Here is a 20,471-nt window from a genome sequence, read left to right on the forward strand (position 1 = left end):
GTAGCGAGAAACCCATGTCCGGATACCTTCCAGAACCTCCCTTCAGTCACGACTCCTCCGCCAAGACCGGCATTTTGCTGATTAACCTGGGTACGCCAACGGCCCCCACCGGCCAGGCTGTGCGCCCATATCTCAAGCAATTCCTCTCCGACACCCGGGTTATCGAAATTCCCAAAGCCGTCTGGTGGTTGATTCTGAATGGCATCATCCTCAATGTGCGGCCGAAAAAATCTGCCGAAAAATACGCCAGCATCTGGAGCAAGGACGGCTCGCCGCTGTTGGTGAACACCCGCAAGCAGACCAGCCTGCTCAAGGGCCTGCTGGGCGAACAGGGTGTGCGCAATATTGTGGTCGACTACGCCATGCGCTACGGCCAGCCATCGGTTGAAAGCGTCATTCAGAACATGCGCGCCCAGGGCGTGGACAAGCTGCTGGTACTACCCCTGTATCCGCAATACGCTGGTTCATCCAGTGCTACCGCCCTGGATGATGTATTCCGCGTACTGATGAAGCTGCGCAACATGCCCGAGCTGCGCACGGTACGTCACTTTCATGACGATCCAGGCTATATCGACGCACTGGCGCAACAAGTGCAGGCGCACTGGCAGCAGAATGGCCGGGCAGAAAAATTACTGATGAGCTTTCATGGCGTGCCACGTTTCACACTGGATAAGGGCGACCCCTATCACTGCGAATGCCTGAAGACCGGGCGCTTGCTGGCCGAACGACTGGGCTTGAACAAGGAACAATACGTGGTGAGTTTCCAGAGCCGCTTTGGACGTGCCGAATGGCTGCAGCCCTATACCAGCGCCACGCTGGAGCAATTGGGCAAGGCCTGCACCAAAAGTCTGGATGTGATTTGCCCTGGCTTTGTCTCCGACTGTCTGGAAACACTGGAAGAAATCGCCATGGAAGGAAAACACAGCTTCCAGAGCAGTGGTGGCGGCGAATTTCGCTACATCTCTTGCCTGAATGACAGCCCGCAATGGATTGCTGCGCTGGCAGGCATTGTGGGGAAAAATCTTCAAGGATGGCAGGAAGTTATAGAACAAGATACCGCCAAGCGCCAGCAGCGCGCGCAGTCGCTTGGGGCCAAGAGCTGACCTTCGAAAAAATAAATTTTAAACGCCCGAATAAACCCCGTTGACACTCGCGCAAACTGCTCCCCATAATCAGCGCAGCTGGTAGCCATTCCAAAAGAATGGCCTGAATCAGTAATGGGTAAGGTCTGAATTTTAATCAGGCTGCCCGCAGAGATCGCCAAGTCTACATAGATAAGATCAGGGGAAATAAAATATGAATAAGTATGCTCGTCTGAGCCTCATCGCTGCTGCTGCCATGACCCTGGCTGCTTGCGGCAAACAAGAGCAACCGGCCGCTACCGACGCCTCCGCTCCCGCTGCTGCGGCTAGCACTGGTGGCGACGTGACCGTGAAGATCGGTCAGGTATCCCCGATGTCCGGCCCGATCTCGCATCTGGGCAAAGACAACGAATTTGGCGCCAAGCTGGCCATCGAAGACCTGAACGCTGAAGGCGTTGAGATCGGCGGCAAGAAAGTCAAGTTCGAACTGGTTTCCGAAGATGACCAGGGCGATCCGAAAATCGGCACCCAGGTTGCTCAGCGCCTGGTTGATGCTGGCGTAGTCGGCGTGGTAGGTCACCTGAACTCCGGCACCACCATCCCGGCTTCCAAGATCTATTCTGACGCAGGCCTGCCGCAAATTTCCCCGTCGGCTACCAACCCGGACTACACCAAGCAAGGCTTCAAGACCACCTTCCGCGTAATCGCTAACGACGTGCAGCAAGGCACGGCGCTGGGTCAGTTCGCCGCTGACGGCCTGAAAGCCAAGAAGGTCGCCATCATCGACGACCGTACCGCTTACGGCCAAGGCCTGGCCGACGAGTTTGAAAAAGCCGTCAAGGCCAAGGGCGTGGATGTGGTTAAACGCGAGTTCACCACCAACACTGCTACTGACTTCAATGCCATTCTGACCTCCATCAAGGCTACCAAGCCGGACGTCATCTTCTACGGCGGCATGGACGCTCAAGCCGGCCCGCTGGCCAAGCAGATGAGCCGTCTGGGTATCAAGGCCAAGCTGATGGGTGGCGATGGCTGGCAAACTCCGGAATTCATCAAGCTGGCTGGTGATGCTTCCGAAGGTCAGTTCTCCTCCAGCTGCGGTGTTCCGCGCGACAAGATGCCGGGTTTTGCTGCCTTCAACGACAAGTTCAAGGCCAAGTTCAACACCGAAGTACAAATCTACGCTCCGTATGAATACGATGCCGTACGTGTACTGGTTGACTCGATGAAGCGTGCCAAGTCCACCGATCCTAAGGTATACCTGCCGGAAGTGGGCAAGACCGACTACACCGGCGTAACCGGCAAGATCACCTTTGACGACAAGGGCGACATCAAAAATGGTGCCGTTACCGTGTATCAGGTCAAGGGCGGCAAGTGGGAAGTGGTATCCACTGTCGGCGGCGCACCTGCTGCCGCCAGCGCAGCTCAGTAATCCCCTCTCGCATCACCAGAAAAGCGCAGCTTCGGCTGCGCTTTTTTTATGTCTGGCATTGAGTGGAGGCGGCTATTTTCACGGCAGACTGATCTGGATCAGCCACAAAGGTTGACGAAATGCTGCGGAACAACAAAAATGTCCGGGTCAGTGGCGTAGATTGTATCCAGTCCGTGCCATCAACAGACCCCACCACCCCCGGGGTGTGCTGACATGAAATGCCAAAAGCTTTCGTGGCGAATGACCCTCATCCAATTCTAATTAGACCAGGGCATTTCCATGTATCTCCCGCGTATTACCCTTATCACCGCCGCCGTGCTGGCACTGGCTGCCTGCAGCAAGCAAGACGCAGCCGCTCCGCAACAAAACGCATCTGCCGGCGCTGCCGCCAGCGATGCAGTCATCGTCAAGATCGGCTCTGCCAATCCGCTGACCGGCCCGTTCGCCCACTGGGGCCGCGATGCCGACAATGGCGTGAAGCTGGCTGCCGAAGAAGCTAGCGCAGAAAACCTCAAGCTGGACGGCAAGCCGGTAAAGTTTGAAGTGGTGTCCGAAGATGACCAGGCAGACCCGAAAACTGCCACTCAGGTGGCGCAGCGCTTTGTCGACAACAAGGTTGCCGGTGTAATTGGTCACCTGACTTCTGGCGCAGCGATTCCGGCCTCCAAAATCTACTCCGACGCAGGCATTCCGATGATTGCCGGTTCGGTAACCAGCCCCAAGTTCACCGAACAAGGCTTCAAGAACACCTTCCGCATCATTGCCAATGACCAGCAGCAGGGACAGGCGCTGGCCAAATTTGCGGTGGGCGACCTGAAGCGCGCGCGCATTGCCATCATCGATGACCGCACCACCTACGGCCAAGGCTTGGCTGATGACTTCGCCAAATCGGTGGAAGCCGCCGGCGGCAAGGTCGTCAAACGTGAATTCACCACCAATAGCGCCACTGACTTCATGGCCATTCTCACCTCCATCAAGGGTGAAAAGCCGGATCTGGTGTTCTACGGCGGCATGGATGCCCAGGCTGGCCCGATGGTGAAGCAGATGCGCAAACTGGGCATTACCGCTGACTTCATGGGTGCCGATGGCGTGAATACCGCCGAATTCGGCAAGCTGGGTGGCAAGGATGCCGATGGCAGCTACGCTTCCAGCGCTGGCGCACCCAAGGAAAACATGCCGGGCTTTGCTGCTTTCAACGACAAGTTCAAAAAGCGCTTCAATGCCGAAATCCAGGCTTACGCACCGTACACCTACGATGCCACCCGCGTGATGATCGAAGCCATGAAGCGTGCCGGCTCGGCTGATCCGGCCAAGTACCTGCCGGAAGTGGCCAAGACCAAGCTGCAAGGCGTGACCGGTGAAATCGCCTTCGACCCCAAGGGCAATATCATGAATGGTACGGTTTCCCTGTATCAGCTCAAGAACGGCAAGTGGGAATCGGTGGCCAAGCCGGCCGCAGCAGCAGCCAGCGCAGCGCAATAAGCATTTGCGTGATCGCCAAAGAAAAACGGCAGCCATAAGCTGCCGTTTTTCATGTAGCGCACCAGCTCAGTCGCGGAAGGTTGCGGTTTGGCGCGTCATCATGGCCATGCCGGCCTGCTGGATGTCTTCTGACAGCAGCATGGCGGCATTCCAGGTAGCTACGTGATTCAGGCTGTCTGCCACGCTGTGGTCACGCGCGTAATTAAGCATTTCCTTGCTGCCACGCACTGCCAGCGGCGACTTGCCCGCCATCAGTCGTGCGGTTTCCAGTGCTGCGGCCAGTACGCTGTCGGCATCCGGCAGCAGCCTATTCACCAGACGGATGGCTAGCGCCTCTTCGGCACCCACATCGCGTCCGGTCAGCGCCATTTCCCGTGCCATGCCCTGCCCGACCACGCCAGGCAAACGCTGCAGCGTACCCACATCGGCCACCATGCCGATATCCACTTCGCGCACGCCAAATACGGCATCGGCTGCGGCAAAGCGGAAATCAGCCGCCAGTGCAATATCCAGCCCACCACCCAGACAGGCACCATGAATGGCCGCCACAACGGGTTTGCGACAATGCTCCAGACTAGAAACGGTGTCCTGCAGCTGCAAGATGAGTCGCCGCAGCTTTTCGCGCTTGCGTCCTTCGCAGTCATCCGCAATCTCCGACTGGATACCCATCAGCATGGCCAAATCAATGCCGGAGCAAAAATGCCGGCCCTGCCCGGCCAGCACCACCGCACGCACGGTCGGCTCGGCGTCTGCCCACTCCATCACCGCCTGTAGTTCCAGCCACATGGCCTGATTCAGCGCATTGGCCTTGTCGGCGCGGTTGAAGCGCACCAGCGCCACTTTGTCCTGCTGTTCGACGCTAAAGGTCTGCCATTGCATCGTCTGCTCCTTATTGCGGCCGCTTCTTGGGAATCCACACCCACACCATCTCGCACTGGATGGGCGACTCACCAGACTCGTCAGTTACCGTGACTTCAACCAGGGTTTCACCTTTATCAATATGGTACAGGTCGCGAATCTGTGCATCGCTCAAGGTGGCCACGGCCCGCATATCGCCTTGGGAACGCTTGGTGTAATTCACCTTCATCGACTTGAGCAGCATCAGCTTGTCATCCGGCACATTCATGCCCACCACGAAGCCGCTGGCTGTTTCGGCCAGCAAGGCCATGGCTGCAGCGTGCACACCCTTGATATGGTTCTGCACCTTGCGCTGGTTGCGGATAGATACGGTCAGCTTCGTGTGATCAACCTGCTCGAAGCGCAGTCCGGATGTGGCAAGAAATGGCACCAAGCGGCCAAACAACAGGGAAAGTACCCTGCTGCGCAGGCCAACCGGTAGTTTCCCCACCTTGTCGGCGATGCGGCTCATGCTGTTTTTCTGATAATCCATGCGTGTTAGCCCTCTTTGTTATGTCATGGAAGTGGAGTGGCCAGGCCCAGCAAGGCCCGGATTTGAATCTTCAGTGCCGGCAATACTGTTTGATCGGTGCGGGCAAGTTGCAAGCCGCCCTGCAAGGCGGCCAGCATCAGCAAGCCCATCGCCTGCGGGGTGCCGCCATAATGCATGCTGCCATCAGCACGCCCTGCTTCGGCGATACGTACCGCCCAGTCACGCATCTCGTCGACGAAGGCATTGGCTTCTGCCTGCATCTCGGGTGGCAAGGTCTGGTATTCGGTCGTCAGGATGCCACTAGGGCAGATTTGCTGGTCATGCTCGAAATAAGCATCGGTCAGCGTGAAGTAGCGCTCCAGTTGCTGCTGCGGGGCCAGCGTGTGCTGAGCATCGACAAAGCGCTGGAAACGGCGGCGATAACGCTGGATCAGCGCTACGCCCAGATCGGTCTTCTTGGGGTAGTGATAGTGGATGGCGGCATTGCGCACCCCCAGCTCCGAACTGATGTGCTGGTAGCTGAAAGCATTGAAGCCGCGCGTCAGCAATAGCTGCTCGGCAATATCGAGAATGCGTTTGCTGGTATCGTTTTTGGCATCGGCGGCAGGTTTCATGCGGAAACTCTACTTACTGGTTAGTAAGGTGTCAATCCAATACCCCTGAAAGCTGGACAGGCTTAGCGTATCAGTTATGATGGAAGGCATTTGGCCAACCCTGAGACCGGACCTTTTCCGATGCGACTCAAATTCAGCAAGATGCATGGCCTGGGCAATGATTTTATGGTGATAGACGGCGTCAGACAGACCGTTTCACTGGATACCGACAGAATCCGCCAGCTCGGCAACCGCCACTTCGGCATCGGCTTCGACCAGCTCCTGCTGGTGGAATCCCCCCACGCAGAAAACAACGATTTCCGTTACCGTATTTTCAATAACGATGGCAGCGAAGTAGAACAATGCGGCAATGGCGCACGCTGTTTTGCCAAGTTCGTCTGCGACCAGAAACTGACCAATAAAAAGGCCATCCGGGTGGAGACCGCCAAGGGCGTGATCATTCCGGAATACCTTGGCCAGAACCAGTCGGTGGTCGACATGGGTGTGCCACGCTTCCGCCCGGTAGACATTCCCTTTGTCGCCGAAGGCGAAGCCATCACCTATCCGCTGGATATCGCCGACTACAGTTGCGACATCAGTGTGGTGTCGATGGGGAACCCACACGCCGTTCAGGTGGTCGATAGTGTCGATACTGCACCGGTACAGCAACTGGGCACCCTGATTGAAACCCACCACCGCTTCCCGGAAAAGGTTAACGCTGGCTTCATGCAGATTGTTTCGCGGCATGAAATCCGCTTGCGCGTGTTTGAACGTGGCGCGGGCGAAACCCTGGCCTGCGGTACCGGTGCCTGCGCTGCGGTGGTATCCGGCATTCGCCGTGGCCTGCTGGATGCCAAGGTGCTGGTGCATACCCGCGGTGGCGATCTGCAGATCGAATGGCATGGCGAAGGCCAGGCCGTACGCATGACCGGCCCGGCCATGACCGTTTTCCAGGGTGAAATCGAAGTCTGAACGACCGGACCTACCCTCCATGAAAAGGATGTGATTGATGCATAGCGACGAGGTATTGGCTTACCTGGAGAATCATCCGGACTTTCTGCAGCACCATGCCGACCGTTTCGGCCTGCGCGCTGCAGCTGCCCAGCAAGACCGGGTAGTGGTGTCGCTGGCCGACCGCCAGATGCTGGAGCTGAAAGACCGCAACCGCCAGCTGGAAGCGCGCCTGCATCAACTCATCCGCCATGGCGAAGCCAATGACCAGATCATCCACAGCGCACACCGTCTGTCCTTGGCGCTGCAACGCTGCCTTACCCTGCAGCAGGTAGCCGACGGGCTGGCCAGCTGCTTTCAGCAGGATTTTGCCCTGGAGCGCATGGCCTTGCGTCTGTGGCACCCGGCAGCCGAGGCCTCGCCGCTGTTCAATGCCCGCCACGAAGTGCAGGCATTGGCGCGCAATCTGTCCGCCCCCTACTGCGGACCTTACGTCAATGACGAGGTGCTAGGCTGGTTCCCCGCCACGCCGGTGCTGCAGTCATTCAGCCAGATTCCGCTGACCGATGCCAGCGGGGCAGTTTTTGGCTTGCTGGTGCTGGCCAGTGATGATGCCCAACGCTTTACCTTCGACATGCATACCCATTACCTGGCCCAAATGGGCGAGATCATTTCTGCAGCATTGCTGCGTGTACTGGGCCAGGCATGACAGCAACGTTGGGCGGCTGGATCCTGATTCTCCTGCTGGTAAGTTACTACTTGCACATTCTCTGGCGGCAGATTGCTGCGCGCAGCCCGGTGGCCATTACCGCTTTCGTGGCCGGCTACTTCATGCTGGCAGCGCTGTTCCGTCACGCTGAGCCCTATCCATTGCTGCGGCCGATCTGGCTACCTTTCATTTACTGCTATGTCTGGCTGGCTTTCTCCGCCGCCATCTGGCTACTGGCTACCGCCAAAGTGTCACGGCGCGGACTCAGCTTTCCCGGCGAGCCACCCCTGATCAGCGCCCTGCTTAGCTCGCAGCTGACGCTGAGCCTGGGCACCCTGCTGCTGTCACCGCTGCTGGACTGGCGCCCCATGGCGGCCTATGTGATGCTGCCGCCGGTGATCGTGGTGATCAGCTATCTGCTATACCGACTGTTTGCCATCCTGCTGCGGCGCAATGCTGACAATCGGCTCTCCTGGGCGGTGCTGCTGACCAGTACCCTGCTGTCGCCTCTGCTCAGCATGTTGCTGGGGGCATGGGTCGCACCTTATCTGTTAGGTTGGACCTGACCCAATTCAGCATGGCAATAGAAAAACCGGCCTCTGGCCGGTTTTTGCATGACTGCCAGCAGCTCAGGCCAGTGTACGGCCAAGCGCCAAGGCCAGTGCAGCCAGCTCACCCAGCAGTTGCCGGAAGTCCTGCGGATTGAGCGCCTGTTCGCCATCACACCAGGCATTGGCAGGATCCGGGTGAATGTCCAGCATCAGCCCATCCGCACCTGCTGCGATGGCGGCCTTGGCCAGGGACGGCACCATCCAGGCCTTGCCGCCGGCATGGCTGGGGTCGACGATGACTGGCAGATGGGTTTCCCGCTTCAATACCGGGATGGATGACAAATCCAGCATATTGCGATAACTCGGCTCGAAGCTGCGCACGCCGCGTTCGCAGAAAATAATGTTGTGGTTGCCACCTGCTGCAATGTGTTCAGCTGCCATCAGCCACTCGGTAAGTGTGGCCGATGGGCCGCGCTTGAGAATGACCGGCTTGTTGATCCGCCCTACCTCTTTGAGCAAACCGACATTCTGCATATTGCGTGCGCCGATTTCGATCATGTCGACATCCAGCCCCAGGAATGTCTCCAGCATGCGCACGTCCAGTAGCTCGCTCACCATGGGCAAGCCATGCCGGCGGGATTCCTGGCGCAATTGTTCCAGTCCGGCCACGCCGATTCCGGGAAACGCATAGGGGCTGGTGCGCGGTTTGAAGGCGCCACCACGCAGCAAGCGGCAACCTCCGGCTTTGACCAGCTCAGCGCACTGGGCCATCTGCTCGGCGGTTTCCACCGCGGCCGGTCCGGCGATGATCTGGATGGCCTTGCCGCCAAAGGCCTGGCCGCGCACTTGCACCACGCTGTCTGCCGGGTGTACTTCACGCGAAACGATGCGGTAATCCTTTACCACTCGCATGGCCCGTTCCACGCCCGGCATCAGCTCGAAAGCATCCGGACTGAACACCCGTTCGTCCCCCACCGCACCGATGATGGTGCGCTCGGTACCGCGCGAAACATGCTCGCTCAATCCGGCGGCGCGAATCTTGTCTACTACCGCCTGGATATATTCATCCGGGGCGTGGTGCTTCATCACAATAATCATGCTGATTTCCTGCTAGGGAAAGGTCCAGCCTGCCTCTGCAGACGCGGACGGAGCTAACGGTTCGACTGCGCGATTCTACCAGATCACACCAGATAGCCGACGGCTGGCTATTTGCGCAAATGCTGCCATTGTCGTGACAGGCGACGGCCCAGCCGCATCCACACCACCGGTCGCCGGCGTGTACGCAGCTGGCGCAACAAGGCCTGCGCAGCCTGCCAGTAGCGCGAGGCGGCCAACCGGTCAAAGACATATGCCTTCAGGCGCAGGAAAGCCTGATAGCTACGCGCAAACCAGGCCACCTGCAGCAGCTGATTGCGAGTCAGCTCGAACAGGCGCGCAGCGACGGCAGTGCCCAGCAGCTTGGCCAGCACAATCACCAGCAGACCAAACAAGGCATGGCCACGGCCGATCAGCAATACGGCCATCAGTTTTACCGGTAGCAGGCCCAGCACCGGCAGCAAAAACAGGCTGAGCGCAATGGCCGGTGGGCGGCTGGCAATCCAGCGCTCGATCTGGCGCAATAGCGGCAATCGGCCAAGCCTGGCCAGTATCGCCGCCAATTCGTCCCAGGCAAATTCCTCGAAGGCGATTAGTAGTGCTGCCAGCAGCACCAGCGGGCCGCTCACGATGCGCTTGATGCGCCAGGTAATGGTTTTACTGCGGCTGTCGCACATGGCGGGCTTTATGAAAGACGATGGCTTACAGGTGGGGTCAGGTATGGGCCAGATCAAGCCACTTGGCGGTGTGGCGCGGCTGATAATTACGCATGGTGTCCAGTAGTGTCAGGATGTCGGGCGAATGGCTGAACAATTCCATATTACTGGCCGGCACAAAACCTTCGGCCACGGCATGCCGGGTCAGCGCCAGCAGCGGTTGATAAAAGCCGGCCACATCCAGCAGCCCCACCGGCTTGTCGTGCACGGCGAGCTGCGCCCAGGTGAGGATTTCAAACAGTTCGTCAAACGTGCCAAAGCCACCGGGCAGTGCGACAAAGCCATCCGCCAGTTCGGCCATCAGCGCCTTGCGCTGGTGCATGGTGTCGGTGACGTGTAGCTCGGTCAGGCCCAGATGGGCCACTTCCTTGGCCTTGAGAAATTCCGGAATCACACCAATCACCTTGCCGCCAGCGGCTAGCGCTGCATCAGCCGCCACACCCATCAAGCCCACCTTGCCCGCGCCATAGACCAGGGTGATGCCCTGCTCGGCCAGCGTGCGGCCAAAATCGGCGGCGGCGGTGATGTATTCTGGGCGCTGGCCCTTGTTGGAGCCACAAAACAGACAAACAGACTTCATGCTTACACTCTCCCAAAAAGCCGCAGCCGGGTGGAGTGCTCCAGCCCGGCTGCGTATTGCATGACGATAAACTTACAAAACGGCTTGCGGGTAGGAACCCAATACCTTGACGAAGGAAGTGCGTTCTGCCAACCCGGCCAGCGCAGTAGCGACATTGGCGTCGTCGTGATGACCTTCCATGTCGATGAAGAACACATAGTCCCACAGGCCAGCACGCGACGGCCGCGATTCGAACTTGGTCATGGAGACGCCATTGTCCGCAACCGGTGCCAGCAACTGGTGCACGGCACCCGGGCGATTGGGGGCGGCCACCACAATCGACGTCTTGTCCTGACCGGTTGCCCCCACCTGCTGGTGACCCAGCACCAGGAAGCGCGTGGTGTTGTTGGGTTCGTCTTCGATGTTTTCCGCCAGCTTGACCAGGCCATAGCGCTCGGCTGCGGCCTGACCGGCGATGGCTGCGGCCTGACCATCTTCACTGGCCAGACGGGCGGCTTCGGCATTGCTCGCCACCGACACGCGCTCCACGCTGTCCGGCAGGTTCTTGTTCAGCCATTCGTGACACTGCGCCAAAGCCTGGGCATGGGCATAGACGCGGGTGATGCCGGCCACGCCCTCTTGCTTGCGTAGCAGATGGTGATGAATGCGCAGCACCACTTCACCACAGATGCGCAAGGGGCTGCTGACCATCAAATCCAGCGTGCGCCCTACCGCGCCTTCAGTGCTGTTTTCCACCGGGGCAACCACATAATCCAGCGCGCGCGATTCTACCAGGCGGAAAGCCTCGTCTACCGAGGCGCAAGCCACGGTATGCGCGGCATGGCCGAAATGTTTGGTGGCTGCCAACTGGGTAAACGTACCCTCCGGGCCGAGATAGGCAATGGACAGCGGCTTTTCCAGGGCCAGGCATTCCGACATCACCTCGCGGAACAATCGCGCCACGCTTTCATTCGGCAGCGGGCCGGGGTTGAGCTGCTGGATGCGGCGCAAGACTTGCGCTTCGCGCTCCGGGCGGTAGATGATGCCGCCACCTTTGATCTCGCCGATTTCGCGGGCGTGATTGGCGCGGCTATTCAGCAGATTGAGAATTTCCACATCGATGGCGTCGATGGCGTCGCGGTGTTGCTTCAGCAGTTCTTCTGACACGTAATCAATCTTTCACTATGACAAACTGGCCTTTTCCGATCTGGTAAGTTTCCGCGAGATAGCCTTCCGTCGCAAGCACCAGTCGTATGAAATCGGCACATTCCGCAGCATGCGACAAAACATTGTCCACCACGATCAGCCCGCCCGGGCGCAAAACCCGGCATAAAGCCGGCCAGTAAGCGGCGTAACAGCTGCGGTCGGCATCGAGAAACACCATATCTACGCTACTGTCTGTCTGGGCAGACAAATAAGCGCCGGCATCTTCGCAGCGCAGTGTCACCTTGGCGCTCAGGGCAAAGTCTTGCAGATGCGCTGCGGCCTGCTGCTGTTTGGCGGGCAGAATATCCAGGCTGGTGATGCTGCCGGCGCGGTCGCGCAAGGCCAGCGCCAGCCACAGGGTGGAATAACCATTGGATGTGCCAATTTCCAGCACCTGCCGCGGATTGGCATGACGCAGCAGCTGATAGAGAAAACGCCCGGTATCCGGCGTGATGAACAGGTTTTTCTGTGCCCGCTCACTGGTGGCGGCGTCATGGCGCTCGCCCTGCTCCCAGATGGCTTGCAGTCTGGTGAGTACCTGGCTTGTCAGCATAAGTTTTCCCTCTTGTGGTCAGAAACAGGCGGTAATCAGGTCCGCAAAAGACAGGACAAAGCGTGGCTGCTGATACATGGCCAGCAGCGCTGGCAGAATGATGGCAGCCAATAGCAGCCAGCCGGCGCTTTTCATGTGGCTGCCCGTTCGGCAAAGGCGGCGGAAGCGCGCTCGCGTATCGGCAGGTTGGCGAGCGCAGCCATAACTCCCAGTACGATGGCAATGCCCCACACGATGTTGTAATTGCCGTTCAGGTCGTACAGCTTGCCGCCCAGCCACACCCCAAGAAAGCTGCCTACCTGATGCGAGAAAAACACCGCGCCGGACAACATGCCCAGATGCTGTACGCCAAACTGGCTGGCAATCACGCCATTGGTCAGCGGCACGGTGGATAGCCACAGGAAACCCATCACAGAAGCGAAAATCAGCACCGATGGCACGGACAGCGGCAGCAGCAGGAACAGGCCAATGGCAATGCTGCGCGCCAGATAAATGCCGGCCAGCAAGGGCGGCTTGGCAAAGCGGCTGCCGGCTTCGCCAAACAGGAAGGTGCCAAAGATATTGAACAGGCCGATCAGTGCCAAGGCCATGCTGGCGACATTGCCACCCATGCCGTGGTCACGCAGATAGGCTGGCAGATGCACGCCGATAAACACCACCTGGAAACCACAGACGAAATAACCGGCCATCAACAGGCGGAAACCTGGCTCGGTCCAGGCGCGGCTAAAGGTATGCAGCATGCCTTGCAGCAAGTGTGGATGGCTGTGCGGCTGTGCAGTTTGCGGCAGCGCGGCGGCCTGGCGGGTTAGCGAGCGTCCCAGCGGCAACATCAACAAGGCGCAAGCCCCCAGCACCAGCAAGGCCGGCAGCCAGCCCAGGCCATCGATCAGCGAGCGTTCGATCGGCACCATGGCGAACTGGCCAAAAGACCCTGCGGCGGCGGTAAGACCCATGGCGCGCGAACGATAGGCAGCCGGTACGGTGCGGCCCAGCACACCGAATATCACGCTATAGGTGGTACCGGACAGCGCCAATCCCAACAGCACGCCGGCGGAAAGGGAGAATATCACCGGGCTGGCCGACACCGTCATCAGCAGCAAGCCCAAGGCATACAGCAGACCACCGCCCAGCAATACCTTACCCGGGCCGTGGCGGTCGGCCAATGCGCCGGCAAAGGGCTGGGCCAGGCCCCACACCAGATTCTGCATGCCCAGTGCAAAGGCAAAGCTCTCGCGCGTCCAGCCAAAGGCTGAAGTCATGGGGGGCATGAAGAAACCGAAGCCATGGCGAATACCCATGGCCAGTGAAACGATGAGGCCGCCCGCAAGCAGCAAGCGTTGAATGGAGCGGTCCATGGAATGATTTCCGATATTGTTATGGTCATCCATCATAAGACTGCAGCGCACAAGAAAAAACCCGTGTTCAATACGGGTTTTTGCACACACTGTCGCCACAGCAGAACAATCACGCTCAGCCGTGCTGGCGGGCGAAATCCTGCATGAAGTTGGCCAGAGCCTTGACGCCTTCAATCGGCATGGCGTTGTAGATGGAAGCACGCATGCCACCAACCACGCGATGACCCTTGAGCTGGATCAGGCCGTTTTTGCGCGCTTCCATCAGGAAGCTCTCTTCCAGCGCGTCGTCCTTCAGGCGGAACACCACATTCATGCGCGAACGGAACGGTGCATCGATATGGGTATGGTAGAAGCCTTCGCTGGCCTCGATGGCGTGATACAGCAGGCCGGCCTTCTCTGCATTGCGGCTTTCCATGCCCTTGACCCCGCCCAATTGCTTCAGCCACTTGAATACCAGGCCGGCAATATAGATGGGATAGGTCGCCGGGGTGTTGTACATGGAGTCGGCAGCGGCGTGGGTTTGATAATTCAGCATGGTGGGCAGGTCGGCACGGGCGCGGCCCAGCAGATCCTCGCGCACCAGCAAGACCACCAGGCCGGACGGGCCGATATTCTTCTGCGCGCCGGCATAGATCAGGCCGAACTTGCTGACATCCACTTCACGCGACAGAAAGTCGGACGACATGTCACAAACCAGCGGCACGCCTTGATCCGCAGGCACAAAGGGGAACTGCAGGCCGCCGATGGTTTCGTTGGAGGTGTAGTGCAGATAAGCGGCATTGGGGTCACGCTGCCAGGTGTCTTCTGCCGGTACATAGGCAAAATTACGGTCTTCGCTGCTGGCCACCACATTGACATGGCAATAACGGCGCGCTTCCTTGACTGCCAGCTTGGACCAGTGGCCGGTATTGACGATGTCCACCGACTGTTTGTCACCCAGCAGATTGAGCGGCACCATGGAAAACTGCATGGAGGCGCCACCCTGCAGGAATAGCACCTTGTAACCGGCTGGAACGTGCATCAGCTCACGCAGATCGTGTTCGGCATCATGGATGATTTCCATGAATTCCTTGCCGCGATGGCTCATTTCCATTACCGACATGCCGGAGCCGTGCCAGTCCAGCATTTCGCTCTGGGCTTGAGCCAGTACTTCGTGGGGCAATACCGCCGGTCCGGCAGAAAAGTTATACACCTTGGCCATGTCTGTCCTCAGTCATTGCTTCAATGTTGCGGCATGACCCGGCAGGCCATGCCGGTGTGTGTCACTGCGTGAGCAGGAAATGGGCCCGGGCAACAGCCACCGGCTTGCGGCGGTCTTCCTGCCAGGCTTCTATCAATACATGGGCTACACGCTTGCCCTGCTTGGTGATTTCGCAGCGGGCAAACAGGGTTTGCGGCCGGCCTGAACGCAGGTAATCCAGCGAAAAATCGACAATCTTGGGGGCTTCCAGTGATTCGCGATGCCAGATCAGGTGCAAGAGTGCGGCATTTTCCAGAAAGCCGCCAATCAGTCCGCCGTGCAGCGCCGGCAAAGCGGTATTGCCGACATTGCGCGGATAAAACGGCAACTGGAACAGCAGTTCGCCATCGTCACCCGTGCTCACTTCCACGCCCATCAGCCGGGCATAGGGAATGGCCTCGCACAGGGCGGCAACATTATTGTCATCGCGGAGCGCGGCCAGTTGCTGCATGAATTCACTCATCATGCCCCCTCTTTCAGCATGGAGGCGCGGCTGGATTCACGCATGAAGGTGGCTACGCCATGGGCAATGGGGTCGGCCGGATCGTCGTGGTAGCACACCGCGCGGGTGAAGGCGATCTGGCTGGCCAGGCGGTAACATTCCGCCCGGCAGTAGATGGCCTTGCCTGGCGTGGCGGCCTTGAGATAATCGATGCGCAGATCCAGCGTGGCGATGGTTTCAAAGTCTGGCAGGCAGGCCGTCACTGACACGGCACTGGTGGTATCCACCAGCGAGGTGATCACCCCGCCGTGGATGGTGCCGCTGGCCGGATTGCCAACCAGATCTTCACGCCAATCCACTTTAAGGGTGGGTTTGCGGCCCTCGGTGCCCAGATACTGGAAACCGAGGGTGGCGCAGTGCGGCAAGGAGACGAAGAGCGCGCTCATCGTCTCCAGCACCTGCGCATTGGCAGGCGTTGCCGTCATGCCTCGGCGTCCCCTGCGCTGGCTGCGTCAGCTGCCGGTGCGGCAGCATCCGCGCCATCAGCCACGTCACCGTCGACCACTTCCACCTCGTCGTCAGACTCGCCTTCGGCAACCTTTTCCAGGCCGATCAGCTTCTCGCCCTCGTCCAGGTTGATCAGGCGTACGCCTTGTGCCGAGCGGCCAGTTTCGCGTACTTCCGACACCTTGGTGCGAATCAGCACACCACCAGTAGTGATCAGCATTACGTCGTCGCTGTCTTCCACCAGGCTGGCCGCCACCAGCTTGAGGCCGGTCTTGTCGGTCAGGTCCATGGCGATCACGCCCTGGGTGCCACGGCTGGTATGACGGAACTCGCCGGTACGGGTGCGCTTGCCATAACCGCCATCGCTGGCGGTCAGCACTTGCTGCTCTTCCGAGTTGGTCACCAGCAGCGAAATCACGTGCTGACCTTCGGCCAGCATCATGCCACGCACGCCGGCGGCAGTACGGCCCATCGGGCGCACATTGGTTTCGCTGAAACGCACAGCCTTGCCACCGTCGGAGAACAGCATGATCTGCTCGTTGCCGGAGGTCAGTGCCACGCCGATCAGGTTGTCACCCTCGTCCAGACGTACGGCGATAATGCCGGCGGCGCGCGGACGGGAGAAGGCTTCCAGCGGAGTTTTCTTCACCGTACCGTTGGCGGTACACATGAAGATGAACGGACCCTTGGCCTTGAGGGCGGCATCTTCGTCGTCCTCGATCTCGTCCTCGGTCTCGGCGTCAGTAAAGGCCTTGATTGGCAGCAGTGCGTTGATTTTTTCGCCATCGGCCAGCGGCAGCACGTTCACCATCGGCTTGCCACGGCTGTTGCGGCCGCCTTGCGGCAGATTGTAGACCTTGATCCAGTAGCAACGCCCCTTGCTGGAGAAGCACAGCACGTAGTCGTGGGTATTGGCCACAAACAGCGTGTCGATGAAATCGTCATCCTTGGTGGCTGCAGCCTGCTTGCCACGACCGCCACGGCGTTGCGAGCGGTAGTCGTCGATCGGCTGGGTCTTGATGTAGCCGGTATGGGAAATGGTCACCACCATGTCTTGCGGGGTGATCAGGTCCTCGATATTGATGTCGCCACCAAACGGCTCGATTTCAGAGCGGCGGCCATCGCCAAACTGGGTCTTGATGGCCAGCAGTTCGTCGCCAATGATCTGGTTGATGCGTTCCGGGCGTTCCAGGATGTCGATCAAATCCAGGATGATGGCCATGATGTCGCGGTATTCGCCGACGATCTTGTCCTGCTCCAGGCCGGTCAGGCGTTGCAGACGCATTTCCAGGATGGCCTGGGCTTGCGCATCGGACAGGCGGTAGCCATCAGCATGCAGACCGAACTCGACGTCCAGGCCATCCGGGCGGGCCTTGCTCTGGTCCACGCGCGACAGCATTTCTTCCACCAGTTCGGAACGCCATGGGCGCGCCATCAGCGCGATCTTGGCAGCCGGCGGGGTTTCCGAAGCCTTGATCAGGGCAATGATGTCGTCCACATTGGACAGCGCCACGGCCAGGCCTTCCAGGATGTGGCCACGTTCACGCGCTTTGCGCAGTTCGAAGATGGTGCGGCGGGTAACGACTTCGCGACGGTGCCGCAGGAATTCGTCGATGATCTGCTTCAGGTTCAACAGGCGCGGCTGGCCATCAACCAGGGCCACCATATTGATGCCGAAGCTGTCCTGCAGCTGGGTCAGCTTGAACAGATGATTGAGCACCACTTCCGGCATTTCGCCGCGCTTGAGCTCGATCACGATGCGCATGCCGGACTTGTCCGACTCGTCGCGCAGATCGGAAATACCTTCAATCTGCTTGTCGCGCACCAGTTCGGCAATGCGTTCCAGCAGGCGCGACTTGTTCACCTGGTAAGGAATTTCGTCGACGATGATGGCCTGGCGGTCGCCCTTGCCGATGTCTTCGAAATGGGTACGGGCGCGCATGATGACGCGGCCACGACCCGTGCGGTAGCCTTCCTTGACCCCGGCCGTGCCATAGATGATGCCGGCGGTGGGGAAATCAGGTGCCGGAATGATGTCGATCAGATCATCGATGGTCAGTTCCGGATTGGCCAGCAGCGCCAGACAGGCATCCACCACTTCCGTCAGGTTGTGCGGCGGAATATTGGTGGCCATGCCCACGGCGATGCCGGAGGAACCATTGATCAGCAGATTGGGGATCTTGGCTGGCAGAATCAGCGGCTCGTGTTCCGAACCATCATAGTTCGGCCCGAAGTCCACGGTTTCCTTGTCGATGTCGGCCAGCAGTTCGTGCGCAATGCGCGCCATGCGGATTTCGGTATAACGCATGGCGGCAGCGCTATCGCCATCCACCGAGCCGAAGTTGCCCTGGCCGTCCACCAGCGGGTAGCGCAGGCTGAAGTCCTGCGCCATGCGCACGATGGTATCGTAAACAGCCGAGTCACCGTGCGGGTGATATTTACCGATGACATCGCCTACGATACGCGCCGATTTCTTGTAGGCGCGGTTCCAGTCGTTGGAAAGTTCGTGCATGGCAAACAGCACGCGACGATGTACCGGTTTGAGGCCATCACGCACATCGGGAAGCGCGCGGCCCACGATCACGCTCATGGCGTAATCGAGGTAGGAGCGGCGCATTTCCTCTTCGAGGCTGATTGGGATCGTTTCCTTGGCGAAAAGCTGATCTGTCATGGGTAAATGGCTATCTTTTCAGGAATCAAAAATAGCCTAGATTCTAGCACATCCACCCCGTCTACGCATGCCTTGTCGCTTGATGAACCGCTGCAATGACGGTCAGCAGGTCGCCGCCCTGCTGTGTCAGGTACTTAGCATCACCGGCAAGGGAAATAGTCTGCGAAACCGCCGCACCCAAGCGGGAGCAGTCATGACAAAGGGCCGCCCATGGCGACCCCTTGATCGGTACTGCAGTCGCCAATCAGCGCTTGCCGGCTGCTTCTTCGCGCCGACGACGCGCCTCTTCCAGCAGGTAGACCTGGTAATCGTCCAGGTCGCCATCGAAATCCTTCACCCCGCCGCGCGAAACCAGCCAGAACTCATCGCACACCGCACGCAGCAAGGCGCGGTCGTGACTCACCAGCATCACCGAGCCTTCGAACTCATTCAGCGCCACGCTCAAGGCCTCACGGGTAGCCAGGTCCAGGTGGTTGGTCGGCTCATCCAGCAGCAGCAGATTGGGGCGCTGCCACACGATCATGCACAGCACCAGCCGCGCCTTTTCGCCGCCGCTCATGCTGCCGACCTGCTGCTTGACCATGTCTCCGCTGAAGTTGAAGGTGCCGAGGAAGTTACGCAGCCCCTGCTCGCGGCAATCATTGGCTGGCGGACGGATGGCCGCCGGAATGTCACGCGCCAGGCGGAACATGTGCTCGAGTGGATTATCCTGCGGGCGCAGTACATCCAGCTCCTGCTGCGAGAAGTAACCGATATTCAGCCCCTTGCCGCGAATGATCTCGCCACCGGTTGCCTGCAAGGCCTCGGCCACGGTCTTGACCAGGGTCGACTTGCCCTGCCCGTTTGCCCCCAGAATACCAATACGCTGCCCGGCCAGTACCGAGCGATTAACCCCGCGCACGATAACTGTGGGCGGCGTCCCCTCCGGTGCACCCTCGGCTGCCGGATAGCCAAACTCGGCCTGCGACATGGTCAGCATGGGATTGGGCAGGCTTTGCGGTTCCTTGAATTCAAACTGGAAATCTGCCTCGGCCAGCACCGGAGCAATCTTCTCCATCCGTTCCAGCGCCTTGACCCGGCTTTGCGCCTGCTTGGCCTTGCTGGCCTTGGCCTTGAAGCGAGTGATGAAGCTTTGCAGATGGGCAATCTTCTCCTGCTGCTTGGCCTGCGCCGCCTGCTGCAGAATCATCTGCTCGGCGCGCATGTCTTCAAACTTGCTGTAATTGCCGCCGTAGCGCACCAGCTTGGCGTTGTCGACATGCAAGGTGACGTTGGTGACTGCATCAAGAAATTCGCGGTCATGACTGATCACCACCATGGTGCCACCATAGTTTTTCAGCCACGCTTCCAGCCAGACCAGTGCGTCCAGATCCAGGTGGTTGGTCGGCTCGTCCAGCAGCAGCAGATCGGACGGACACATCAGTGCACGTGCCAGTTGCAGGCGCATGCGCCAGCCACCGGAAAAACTGTTTACCGGCTGACTTAGCTCGGCCACGCTAAAACCCAGACCTAGAATCAGCGACTGCGCGCGCGCCGGCGCGTCGTGCTCGCCCGCATCATTCAATGCCGTATAGGCATGCGCCATGCGCATATAATCTTCGCCCGCCTCGGCCTCGGCCACTTCCAGCCGCGCCGCCAGCAAGGTGGTATCGCCCTCGACTACGAAGTCGGTGGCACTCTGCTCGGTCTCCGGCATGTCCTGCGCCACCTGCGCCATGCGCCATTGCGCCGGGATTGACACATCGCCGCCATCTTCATGCAGGCTGCCATTGAGCACTGCAAACAAGGAGGACTTGCCCGCGCCATTGCGGCCAACCAGGCCTACTTTCTCGCCCGGATTAAGCGTAACCGAGGCGTTGTCGAGCAAAACTTTACTACCGCGACGCAAGGCCACGTTCTTTAAGATAATCATTGAGTCAGTTGCGCATTCATGAGGG

General features: G+C 59.3%; 20 protein-coding genes. 6 read left to right on the top strand and 14 right to left on the bottom strand.

Annotated elements, in window-relative coordinates:
• Nucleotides 1-14: 14 nt before the first annotated feature.
• The 3 genes from hemH to H2Z84_RS19120 all read left to right on the top strand — a co-directional run bounded on the left by hemH (nt 15) and on the right by H2Z84_RS19120 (nt 3,996).
• On the top strand, nt 15-1,103 hold the full coding sequence (gene hemH / locus H2Z84_RS19110; RefSeq protein ID WP_181837366.1) for a ferrochelatase: 1,089 nt from the start codon (nt 15-17) through the stop codon (nt 1,101-1,103).
• Nucleotides 1,104-1,296: 193 nt separating this feature from the next.
• A complete protein-coding gene (locus H2Z84_RS19115; protein ID WP_124641009.1) occupies nt 1,297-2,514 on the top strand; it encodes a branched-chain amino acid ABC transporter substrate-binding protein in 1,218 nt (405 codons plus the stop codon).
• A 279-nt stretch (nt 2,515-2,793) separates the two neighbouring features.
• The gene (locus H2Z84_RS19120; protein ID WP_181837367.1) at nt 2,794-3,996 is read left to right on the top strand and encodes a branched-chain amino acid ABC transporter substrate-binding protein; all 1,203 of its coding nucleotides are present in this window, start codon (nt 2,794-2,796) and stop codon (nt 3,994-3,996) included.
• A gap of 66 nt (nt 3,997-4,062) precedes the next feature.
• On the opposite strand, the gene H2Z84_RS19125 is transcribed toward H2Z84_RS19120, so the two are convergent.
• Genes H2Z84_RS19125 through H2Z84_RS19135 form a run of 3 tightly spaced genes read right to left on the bottom strand, consistent with a single transcriptional unit; the run spans nt 4,063 to nt 6,000 of the window.
• Nucleotides 4,063-4,875: a crotonase/enoyl-CoA hydratase family protein gene (locus H2Z84_RS19125; protein WP_181837368.1), complete on the bottom strand. Its 813-nt coding sequence runs from the start codon at nt 4,873-4,875 to the stop codon at nt 4,063-4,065.
• A 10-nt stretch (nt 4,876-4,885) separates the two neighbouring features.
• Nucleotides 4,886-5,365: a DUF4442 domain-containing protein gene (locus H2Z84_RS19130; protein ID WP_258869488.1), complete on the bottom strand. Its 480-nt coding sequence runs from the start codon at nt 5,363-5,365 to the stop codon at nt 4,886-4,888.
• A gap of 44 nt (nt 5,366-5,409) precedes the next feature.
• Complete coding sequence (locus H2Z84_RS19135) at nt 5,410-6,000, bottom strand: TetR/AcrR family transcriptional regulator (RefSeq protein ID WP_181837370.1); 591 nt, start codon at nt 5,998-6,000, stop codon at nt 5,410-5,412.
• 120 nt (nt 6,001-6,120) lie between these two features.
• On the opposite strand from H2Z84_RS19135, the gene dapF reads away from it, so the two are divergent.
• The 3 genes from dapF to H2Z84_RS19150 are packed head-to-tail and all read left to right on the top strand — an operon-like array spanning nt 6,121 to nt 8,205.
• Nucleotides 6,121-6,951 carry a diaminopimelate epimerase gene (gene dapF, locus H2Z84_RS19140; protein WP_181837371.1) on the top strand — a complete coding sequence of 277 codons (831 nt, stop codon included), beginning with the start codon at nt 6,121-6,123 and terminating at the stop codon, nt 6,949-6,951.
• Nucleotides 6,952-6,988: 37 nt separating this feature from the next.
• Nucleotides 6,989-7,639, top strand: a complete 651-nt coding sequence (locus H2Z84_RS19145; RefSeq protein ID WP_181837372.1) for a DUF484 family protein — start codon at nt 6,989-6,991, stop codon at nt 7,637-7,639.
• The gene (locus tag H2Z84_RS19150) at nt 7,636-8,205 is read left to right on the top strand and encodes a hypothetical protein (protein WP_181837373.1); all 570 of its coding nucleotides are present in this window, start codon (nt 7,636-7,638) and stop codon (nt 8,203-8,205) included. The genes H2Z84_RS19145 and H2Z84_RS19150 overlap by 4 nt, the downstream gene beginning before the upstream one ends.
• 63 nt (nt 8,206-8,268) lie before the next feature.
• Here the strand turns inward: H2Z84_RS19150 and aroF are convergent, their stop codons facing one another.
• The 11 genes from aroF to H2Z84_RS19205 all read right to left on the bottom strand — a co-directional run bounded on the left by aroF (nt 8,269) and on the right by H2Z84_RS19205 (nt 20,446).
• A complete protein-coding gene (gene aroF, locus H2Z84_RS19155; RefSeq protein ID WP_181837374.1) occupies nt 8,269-9,288 on the bottom strand; it encodes a 3-deoxy-7-phosphoheptulonate synthase in 1,020 nt (339 codons plus the stop codon).
• A gap of 107 nt (nt 9,289-9,395) precedes the next feature.
• Entirely contained in the window at nt 9,396-9,962 is a 567-nt protein-coding gene (locus tag H2Z84_RS19160; RefSeq protein ID WP_181837375.1) for a hypothetical protein, read from the bottom strand.
• 37 nt (nt 9,963-9,999) lie between these two features.
• A complete protein-coding gene (locus tag H2Z84_RS19165) occupies nt 10,000-10,581 on the bottom strand; it encodes an LOG family protein (protein WP_181837376.1) in 582 nt (193 codons plus the stop codon).
• A gap of 72 nt (nt 10,582-10,653) precedes the next feature.
• Nucleotides 10,654-11,727, bottom strand: a complete 1,074-nt coding sequence (gene pheA / locus H2Z84_RS19170; RefSeq protein WP_181837377.1) for a prephenate dehydratase — start codon at nt 11,725-11,727, stop codon at nt 10,654-10,656.
• A gap of 4 nt (nt 11,728-11,731) precedes the next feature.
• Nucleotides 11,732-12,319, bottom strand: a complete 588-nt coding sequence (locus H2Z84_RS19175) for an O-methyltransferase (protein ID WP_181837378.1) — start codon at nt 12,317-12,319, stop codon at nt 11,732-11,734.
• Between the two features lie 131 nt (nt 12,320-12,450).
• On the bottom strand, nt 12,451-13,674 hold the full coding sequence (locus tag H2Z84_RS19180; RefSeq protein WP_181837379.1) for an MFS transporter: 1,224 nt from the start codon (nt 13,672-13,674) through the stop codon (nt 12,451-12,453).
• A gap of 115 nt (nt 13,675-13,789) precedes the next feature.
• Nucleotides 13,790-14,875, bottom strand: a complete 1,086-nt coding sequence (serC, locus tag H2Z84_RS19185) for a 3-phosphoserine/phosphohydroxythreonine transaminase (protein WP_181837380.1) — start codon at nt 14,873-14,875, stop codon at nt 13,790-13,792.
• Between the two features lie 61 nt (nt 14,876-14,936).
• Nucleotides 14,937-15,380: a PaaI family thioesterase gene (locus H2Z84_RS19190; RefSeq protein WP_258869489.1), complete on the bottom strand. Its 444-nt coding sequence runs from the start codon at nt 15,378-15,380 to the stop codon at nt 14,937-14,939.
• Nucleotides 15,377-15,841 (bottom strand): PaaI family thioesterase, encoded by a 465-nt coding sequence (locus H2Z84_RS19195; protein ID WP_103523262.1) that lies wholly within the window; start codon nt 15,839-15,841, stop codon nt 15,377-15,379. The genes H2Z84_RS19190 and H2Z84_RS19195 overlap by 4 nt, the downstream gene beginning before the upstream one ends.
• Nucleotides 15,838-18,534, bottom strand: a complete 2,697-nt coding sequence (gene gyrA / locus H2Z84_RS19200) for a DNA gyrase subunit A (RefSeq protein ID WP_181837381.1) — start codon at nt 18,532-18,534, stop codon at nt 15,838-15,840. The genes H2Z84_RS19195 and gyrA overlap by 4 nt, the downstream gene beginning before the upstream one ends.
• Before the next feature lie 244 nt (nt 18,535-18,778).
• Nucleotides 18,779-20,446: an ABC-F family ATP-binding cassette domain-containing protein gene (locus tag H2Z84_RS19205; RefSeq protein WP_181837382.1), complete on the bottom strand. Its 1,668-nt coding sequence runs from the start codon at nt 20,444-20,446 to the stop codon at nt 18,779-18,781.
• Nucleotides 20,447-20,471: the final 25 nt, after the last annotated feature.

The organism is Aquitalea aquatica (genome assembly GCF_013911085.1).
Lineage (GTDB): Bacteria > Pseudomonadota > Gammaproteobacteria > Burkholderiales > Chromobacteriaceae > Aquitalea > Aquitalea aquatica.